Annotated in this window: 7 protein-coding genes; 6 read left to right on the top strand and 1 reads right to left on the bottom strand. The window is 42.8% G+C overall.

All coding sequences use genetic code 11. The features are described 5' to 3' along the window. Positions 1–384 precede the first annotated feature (384 nt). A complete protein-coding gene (gene fkpB / locus B4K26_RS10800) occupies positions 385–882 on the top strand; it encodes an FKBP-type peptidyl-prolyl cis-trans isomerase (RefSeq protein WP_296245474.1) in 498 nt (165 codons plus the stop codon). 56 nt (positions 883–938) lie between these two features. Continuing rightward, on the top strand, positions 939–1,979 hold the full coding sequence (locus B4K26_RS10795) for an aldo/keto reductase (RefSeq protein ID WP_296245473.1): 1,041 nt from the start codon (positions 939–941) through the stop codon (positions 1,977–1,979). 150 nt (positions 1,980–2,129) lie between these two features. Here B4K26_RS10795 and B4K26_RS10790 read toward each other — a convergent pair whose 3' ends face one another. Continuing rightward, positions 2,130–2,930 (bottom strand): lysophospholipid acyltransferase family protein, encoded by an 801-nt coding sequence (locus B4K26_RS10790; RefSeq protein ID WP_296245472.1) that lies wholly within the window; start codon positions 2,928–2,930, stop codon positions 2,130–2,132. Positions 2,931–3,256: 326 nt separating this feature from the next. On the opposite strand from B4K26_RS10790, the gene hflX reads away from it, so the two are divergent. The 4 genes from hflX (at position 3,257) to B4K26_RS10770 (ending at position 7,383) form a co-directional block, all read left to right on the top strand. Further along, positions 3,257–4,702 (top strand): ribosome rescue GTPase HflX, encoded by a 1,446-nt coding sequence (hflX, locus tag B4K26_RS10785; protein WP_296245471.1) that lies wholly within the window; start codon positions 3,257–3,259, stop codon positions 4,700–4,702. A 290-nt stretch (positions 4,703–4,992) separates the two neighbouring features. Further along, the gene (locus B4K26_RS10780) at positions 4,993–5,427 is read left to right on the top strand and encodes a CidA/LrgA family protein (protein ID WP_296245470.1); all 435 of its coding nucleotides are present in this window, start codon (positions 4,993–4,995) and stop codon (positions 5,425–5,427) included. Positions 5,428–5,449: 22 nt separating this feature from the next. After that, a complete protein-coding gene (locus B4K26_RS10775) occupies positions 5,450–6,139 on the top strand; it encodes an LrgB family protein (RefSeq protein WP_296245468.1) in 690 nt (229 codons plus the stop codon). 431 nt (positions 6,140–6,570) lie between these two features. Continuing rightward, positions 6,571–7,383, top strand: a complete 813-nt coding sequence (locus B4K26_RS10770) for a lytic transglycosylase domain-containing protein (RefSeq protein WP_296245467.1) — start codon at positions 6,571–6,573, stop codon at positions 7,381–7,383. Positions 7,384–7,497 lie beyond the last annotated feature (114 nt).

The following is a 7,497-nucleotide window of genomic DNA, read 5'->3' as shown; positions in this document are numbered from 1 at the left end:
TAATTGATGACACGCCCTAGATGATTGAACTTAATAAATTACTTAAAGTATTATCTTGGACAAAAATAACAACTTAAAATCCAAAAAGCTGTAAGTTCTAAAAATAATATTAACATTTTAAATACAATAAGGAAACGTAATCCAACAAATATTCAATGTTGAAACATAATTATTCTAATGGATAAATATGGCATGCTAAATGGACTGTGGATCGTTGAATATTAAATAACATACTAGACGATGACTTAAGCTATAGGAATTACTTAAAACCTTATTTCTATTCTTAAACCTATTGATGACAGAGTCGTGATTAATGAAATGATTATGCTAAACTCTTTATTATAATTAATCCTCTTAATTCTATTCTATAAAAGACATTTTACTATGACCGACTCTCAATTTATCACTCCTAATGAAGACATTCGCATCACCCATGACAGCCTTGTGAAGCTGCATTTTGAAGTATCGCTCGAAAACGGTACGGTGATTGATTCAACCTTTAACCGCGACGAGCCAGTGACGCTGACCGTTGGCGATGAGAGCTTTTTACCGGGTTTTGAGCAAGTGCTGATGAACCTACGTGCTGGCGATACGCGCACCGCCCACCTTGAGCCTGAGCAAGCATTTGGTGAGTGGAACCCTGATAACATTCAGCATTTTAGCCGCACCCAATTTGCCTTAGTCGCTGACAATCCTGAAATCGGTATGTTGGTCGAGTTTGAAGATAAAGGCAAAAACACCCTTCCCGGTACCATTAGCGCCATTAATGACGATGAAGTCGAAGTCGATTTTAACCATCCGCTTGCCGGTCAATCGGTACTGTTTAAAGTAAAAATATTCCAAGTTACTCCACCGGGCGTTACTGGTATCAAGATTATGTAGTATAAAAAACTGCTTGTGAATAAAACCTTATTTAGAATAAAAACAGGGATAAACAGATGCAATATCAAACACTGCCGCAACTGAATGAAAAGGTCTCCAAAATTTGCTTAGGGACAATGACCTGGGGACAGCAAAATAGCGAAAGCGATGCGCATGCTCAGATGGACATGGCGCTTAGTGCCGGCGTGAACTTTTGGGATACCGCTGAAATGTATCCGTCGCCACCTGATAAAGATAAACAAGGCGATACCGAACGCTTTATGGGAACGTGGTTCCATAAGACCAAACAACGCGACAAGGTCATTCTTGCCAGCAAAATGTCACCGATGGATTTTTTACGCGATGGTCAGACGCGTTATACCGCTGAGCAAATCAGTAGCGCTATCGATGGCAATCTTGAGCGTTTGCAAACCGATTATATTGACATCTATCAGTTGCATTGGCCTGAACGTCAAGCGAACTTTTTTAGTCAGCGCGGTTATAGCGAAGAGATGGCAGCGCAATCTTTAGAGGATTTAACGCCATTTTTAGAAACCATTGAAGCATTAAATAGCGAGATTAAAAAAGGTCGTATCCGTGCTTATGGGCTATCAAACGATACCGCTTGGGGTCTGATGCGCTATCTGTGGGAAGCAGACAAAAATGGTTTAATCGCGCCTATCACGGTGCAAAACCCTTATAGTTTGCTCAATCGCCTGTATGAAGTTGGCATGGCAGAAATTGCCCATCGTGAAAATGTCGGCCTCCTTGCCTACTCGCCGCTTGGCTTTGGTGTCTTATCTGGTAAATATCTTGATGGTAAACGTCCAACTGGCGCACGCTTAACCATGTACGACCGCTTTGCCCGCTATACCAATGAGGAAGCAAAAGCCGCCACCGCTCAATACGCCAAAATCGCTGCCGATGCCGGCTTGGATATGGCGCAAATGGCATTGGCCTTTGTCAATTCACGCTCGTTTGTCACCAGTAATATCATCGGCGCAACCACCACTGAGCAGCTGCAATCAAATATCGATAGTATCAATGTCACCTTAAGCGCAGATGTGCTAAAAGCGATTGAGGCGGTACATACCCAGCATCCTAATCCGTCGCCATAACTTTACGGCGTGACAGATGTTTTTTAGGTTTTAATAATCTGAACTGCCAGTATTTGATTGCAAACAAAAAGGCGCAAATCGTTGGTATGGCTACTAAGATTTGCGCCTTTTTTTATTGAGCTTTTTTATGGTTCTTAATTTGAAATCGTTTTATGCTTTAGCTGCTTTCGTTAATACGCGCGAATGTAATTCAGCCAAGCCTTCTTGCATGTGCGCTTGTAATAAATCGGTCAGCTGACTTTTACTCAAACCTTTGGGATCTATCGGCTCAAGCGGCAACACAAAAGCCGTCACATCTTTACTATCAAGCACCTTTTTTAGGCTATCTTTCATCGTCATTTTGCCATAATAAGGCAGCGCGTCACTTAACGTGCCATCTTTATTGACGTAAGCAATCACTAATGGTCGTACCGGTACGTCCGCGTCTATCGCTGCTTGAAGTAAGGTACCGTGGATGCGTTTGATTTTTTTACCATCGGTGGTGGTCGCTTCAGGGAAAAAGATGACGGAAAAACCTTTGGTTAAGAAATTGGCAATTTGCGTCGCAACCGACCCTGCATCACCGGAACCGCGCTCGATAAATACCGTCCCTGCCGCATGAGCGAGCTTACCAAAGATTGGCCAATCACCAATTTCAGCTTTGGATAAGAAAAAAGCTGGACTCAGCGTTCCCACTACCGGAATATCCATCCACGACACATGATTGGAAACCCATAAACCGTGGTGTTGCTCTACGCGCTCGACTGCCACGACCTGAACGCCAAAAGAGCCGGCCATTTTACGGCAAAACGCTTGAATATAGCGCGGCAGCTTTTCGCGTGGCGGCTGTTTGAATGCGCCGATACGTTGGGCGGCGCGCAGTCCACCAGCGATGGTGGTTGTCATACCAGCGATTTGTTTGCCGCGCCCTAACTGCTGTTTGAGTGAAAAGCCTGACTTAGATTGGCTCATCTTTGTCCCTCGTGGTTAAAAACTTATGGTTTAGAAAACGTATGATTATATATGGTAAACAAGCGCAACGAGTATAACAAAATTTATTTACTCAGTGATGACTTGTACACTTAATTATGAGTGGCTTTTGTTAATAGGCTCAGCTTAAAATCCTTATGGGCAAAATATGTACCCATAAACGCTGTAACATAAAGACATGGCTAATTGCGTACATACGCTTTAATATCAAGTGATAAGACCATATATAGAGGGTCATATGAAAGCTATATCGATACTCAGGAAAGCGGTCATAGCGATTTATCTACTTTAATAATAGGTGATACTCTTTGGAATATTTTGAAAGACATGAAGGTGGCGAGCGCGCCATTATCGTCCATTTAGACATCCGCCAAATTCAAGATCCCGATGATCTAAGCGAATTTGAGCTACTCGCAGATTCGGCAGGCGCTGATCGCTTAGCACTGGTCACAGGCTCACGCTCGCGTCCCGATGCCAAATATTTTGTTGGTAGTGGTAAAGCACAAGAAATAGCCGAATTGGTTCGCGAATACGACGCTGATATCGTGCTTTTTAACCATAACTTGTCGCCGTCACAAGAGCGTAATATCGAAGCTTTGGTAAAATGCCGCGTCCTTGATCGTACGGGTTTGATTTTAGATATTTTTGCCCAGCGCGCCCGTACTTATGAAGGTAAGCTACAGGTTGAGCTTGCGCAGTTAAACCACTTGTCGACGCGATTGGTGCGTGGTTGGACGCATTTGGAGCGCCAAAAAGGTGGTATTGGGCTACGTGGACCCGGTGAAACCCAGCTTGAAACGGATCGCCGCTTATTACAAGTACGTGTAACCCAGCTTAAAAATAAACTGGAAAAAGTACGTCAAACCCGTGCTCAAGGTCGAGCTCGTCGGCAAAAATCAGACGTACCGACCATTTCCCTCGTTGGTTATACCAATGCTGGCAAATCTACTTTATTTAATCGCTTGGTCGATGAAAATATTTACGCCGCTGACCAACTGTTTGCTACGCTCGACCCGACTTTGCGTCGCCTCGACTGGCAAGGGGTTGGTCGCGTGGTGTTGGTCGATACGGTTGGATTTGTCCGCCATTTGCCGCATGAGCTGGTTGAGTCGTTTCATGCAACATTAGAAGAAACATTAGAAGCCGATCTATTGCTTCACGTAATCGACTCTTCAAGTGAAGACATGCATGAGCAGATCCAAGCGGTGAAAAACGTGCTGGCAGAGATTGATAACGATGTGCCTGTATTAAATGTTTATAATAAAATTGATTTGACCGATGAGCCTGTGCACATTGGTTATGCAAAAGAAGGTCAACCGAATCGGGTTTATGTCTCTTCTCGTGAAAACCTAGGCATGGAAGAGCTATCACTTGCCGTCCAGCAATTGTTAACGGGCGCTTTGACCACCTTTGATTTAACCCTGCCCTATAATGCAGGTAACTTTAAAAATACCTTGTATGAGCTTGGCGTAATTTTAGAGGAAAGCTATGATGATAATGGCCACGAATGCTTAACCATTCGCCTGCCAAGTGACAGACTCAAACAGCTATTGGGTCAAGCCAATTTGAATCCGTTAGATGTGTTGCCGTTGGCACAAGCAACGTTGTTGATGCCGATACTTGAGCCGTTTGAGCAAAGGGATGAAGATGACAGTGACGATGAATTAGCCTCTTTAACGCCAGAGGAAGAGAATGCCTTTGCTGAGTTTGAAGCGTCAAATTCTACCGCAGAAGAATCTGATTCGCAGAGTTAGACCGCCTTGCCTGAAACCCTCTGCCCAAAACTGAGTTTTAAAAAAGGACGCTATCAAAGGATAACGTTCTTTTTTATATGACTTACGCTTAGCATTTTTAATGAACCATTTAAAAAATACATCGTAGTCTCATTGCATCCGCAATTCTTAGCTAGACTTTATTAGTTCGCCTACTCTCTATATAATCTGCCTCTATGCTTGCACTAAAATGCATCCGTTAAAACATCTTCGTTAAAGTGCATCTCTTTTTATATCTGATCTTTTTATATCTAACTTGGCTAGGTTTTCTTATGAGGTCTACTTCTACCTCCAACACACCCTTATGGATGGCGCTCATATTAACGCTGATAATGGTCGTGGTGGTTCGTGAGTCCGCAGTCGTCGTTTGCCAATGGGTGGGAATCGAAAAAGCGGCTAACATCGTCGGCCTCTTAACGATGTTCGTTATTCTAGTTGTTTGGCGACTTATAAGAGGGCTACCTCACTGGCTAACCCAAGCAAGCAACACTTTGCTGGTCGATAGTGGGTTTGCCTTTTTGCCCGTTTCTGCTGGAGCAGGTTTGCTACTATTCACGTTAGGTGATGAGTTTTGGGGGGTGATGTTGACGATGATTATCAGTACCCTTATCCCAATTTGGGGACTGGCTATCTTAGCCAATCGCTCCCTCAGTAATAGTAGAGATACCGACAGTCTCAACATCGATACGCAAAAGGGACAGCATTAAGCTGTAGAAACAAGGCAACGTTATGAGTTTTGATAGTGTGTTTTCAGCGACCCTTGCTGCGATATTATTAACTTTGGCTGCCCATGTTATTGCCCGCGTTCTTGCACGCAAGATGTCGTGGTTGCCCATGGTCATTACTGCTTTGGTCCTAGTACTGCTATTTTTGTTTATTTTGCAATGGGATTACAACCATTATTATAGCGCGGCGAAACCAGTATTTGACCATTTATTAGGCTACGTGACGGTATTATTGGCTGTACCGTTAGCAGCGATGAATTTTAAAGATTTACCAGTTAAAAAGCTTATCATGATTGTAGCGTTGGCAAGTGTAGTTGGTGCTTTACTTCCTATGTCATTGGCCTATTTATTCTCCCTCAGTCACGAGACCATCCTAGCATTTGCTACCCGTTCAGTAACCACACCGATTGGTCTGAGCGTGGCAGGTTTGATTAAAGCACCGCTGGCATTAGCAAACTTAATCATTATCGTTTCAGGACTAATTGGCGGCACCTTAGCACGTTTCTTATTTCGCGGTATTGATGATGATCGCGCCAAAGGTTTAGCACTTGGCCTAGCGGCGCATGCGTTTGGCACAGTAGAGGCATGGCAAATCAGTCATACCGCTGGACGTTATGCCGCCTTTGGCTTAGCCGTTAATGGTTTGGTCACCGCCGTCTGGGTGCCTATTTTTATTAGCGCCTTGTCGGTTTAAAATATTTTACCTTAATCTCAAAGCTATTAAAGCCTATCCTTCTTGATGGGGTTTTTTTCGCCAAAATTAATAGCATTTCTAACGTTATTTCTTAACAATTTTTATGGCAAAAAAAAGCTCAAACCTTGCTGTTATAAACCACTTAACCATCCTCATTTTATTACTATCTTGATTTTATTCAGCTTTTTTACAAAATAAATGAGCTTTTAACCGCGCTTTCACGTATTCAGATATAGCAAAAACTTATTTTGTGTTATAGTAAGCAACTATTATTTTTTGTAGCTTTTGCAAGTGGTTTTGTTAGACGCGATTTCTTAGGTAGCTTATTTGAGCGCTATAAATCCTACAGACGCGATAACCGCTTTGACGCGCAATCTTAGGCGCTTATAGGCAAAGCAATTTGCTCTTACTCAATAAAAAGTGATAACCCTATGATAAATATTGCCCCGTTAATGACGCGCTGCTTGTCACCCCTTTTACTCTCTGCCATTGCTTTATCTAGCTTACCTATCGCTGCTCAAGCGGGAAACATGTATATTTATAAAGATAAAGGCGGACAAGTACTTCTTACTAACGTCAATCCCAGTGGTAATTTTGATAAATTTAATAAAAAAGTAAAAACTACTTATTATAAAAATTCAAATGCCTACAATGCTGGAAGCAGTTATAGCAATGATTACGGTAGCAGTGCTGCGAGTAGTAGCGGTAGCCGTAATTCTTATGATAATTATATCCGTGCCTCTGCCGAGCGTCATGGCGTTGATCCTGCGCTGATGAAAGCCATGATGCATACAGAGTCTGCTTTTAATCCCAATGCACGCTCACCTGTCGGTGCCCAAGGTTTAATGCAATTGATGCCTGCTACCGCACGCCGCTTTAAAGTCAGTAATGCATGGAATCCAGCTGAAAATATCGAAGGTTCGGCTAAATATATTGCTTGGCTGATGCGCCGCTTTAATAACAATGTTGAGTTTGCGGTGGCAGGTTATAATGCGGGAGAAGGTAACGTCGATAAATATAACGGTATCCCGCCTTTTAAAGAAACCCGCAATTACGTCAAAAACGTGATGAGTCGCTACCATAGCTTGTATAAGAATGATTCAGCGCTATTGGGTAATACCATGAACGCCAATAATTCTAGTAACACCGCAAACAATGGCGGCATTCAAAACGTCAGTTACGGTACCAGTAGTAATGGCAACAGCGCCAGCTACGCCAATTCTGCTTATTTAGCGTTACGCTAATATTAACGTTTAAGCCATTATTTGCATTATATAACCTGAAAATATATAGCTTAGCCCTCACAATGCATAGCTACAAAAAAGCCCGTTAAATGAATGAACTGACCCCCGAAACTT

The sequence above is a fragment of the Psychrobacter sp. UBA6766 genome, from assembly GCF_002453355.1.
Taxonomy (GTDB): Bacteria; Pseudomonadota; Gammaproteobacteria; order Pseudomonadales; family Moraxellaceae; genus Psychrobacter.
This window is presented reverse-complemented; position numbering and strand designations above follow the sequence as displayed.

Coding starts and splice junctions, on each gene's coding strand:
- B4K26_RS10770 (WP_296245467.1), top strand. CDS start 6,571: ATGATAAATATTGCCCCGTTAATGACGCGCTGCTTGTCACCCCTTTTA.
- B4K26_RS10780 (WP_296245470.1), top strand. CDS start 4,993: ATGAGGTCTACTTCTACCTCCAACACACCCTTATGGATGGCGCTCATA.
- B4K26_RS10790 (WP_296245472.1), bottom strand. CDS start 2,930: ATGAGCCAATCTAAGTCAGGCTTTTCACTCAAACAGCAGTTAGGGCGC.
- B4K26_RS10795 (WP_296245473.1), top strand. CDS start 939: ATGCAATATCAAACACTGCCGCAACTGAATGAAAAGGTCTCCAAAATT.
- B4K26_RS10775 (WP_296245468.1), top strand. CDS start 5,450: ATGAGTTTTGATAGTGTGTTTTCAGCGACCCTTGCTGCGATATTATTA.
- fkpB (WP_296245474.1), top strand. CDS start 385: ATGACCGACTCTCAATTTATCACTCCTAATGAAGACATTCGCATCACC.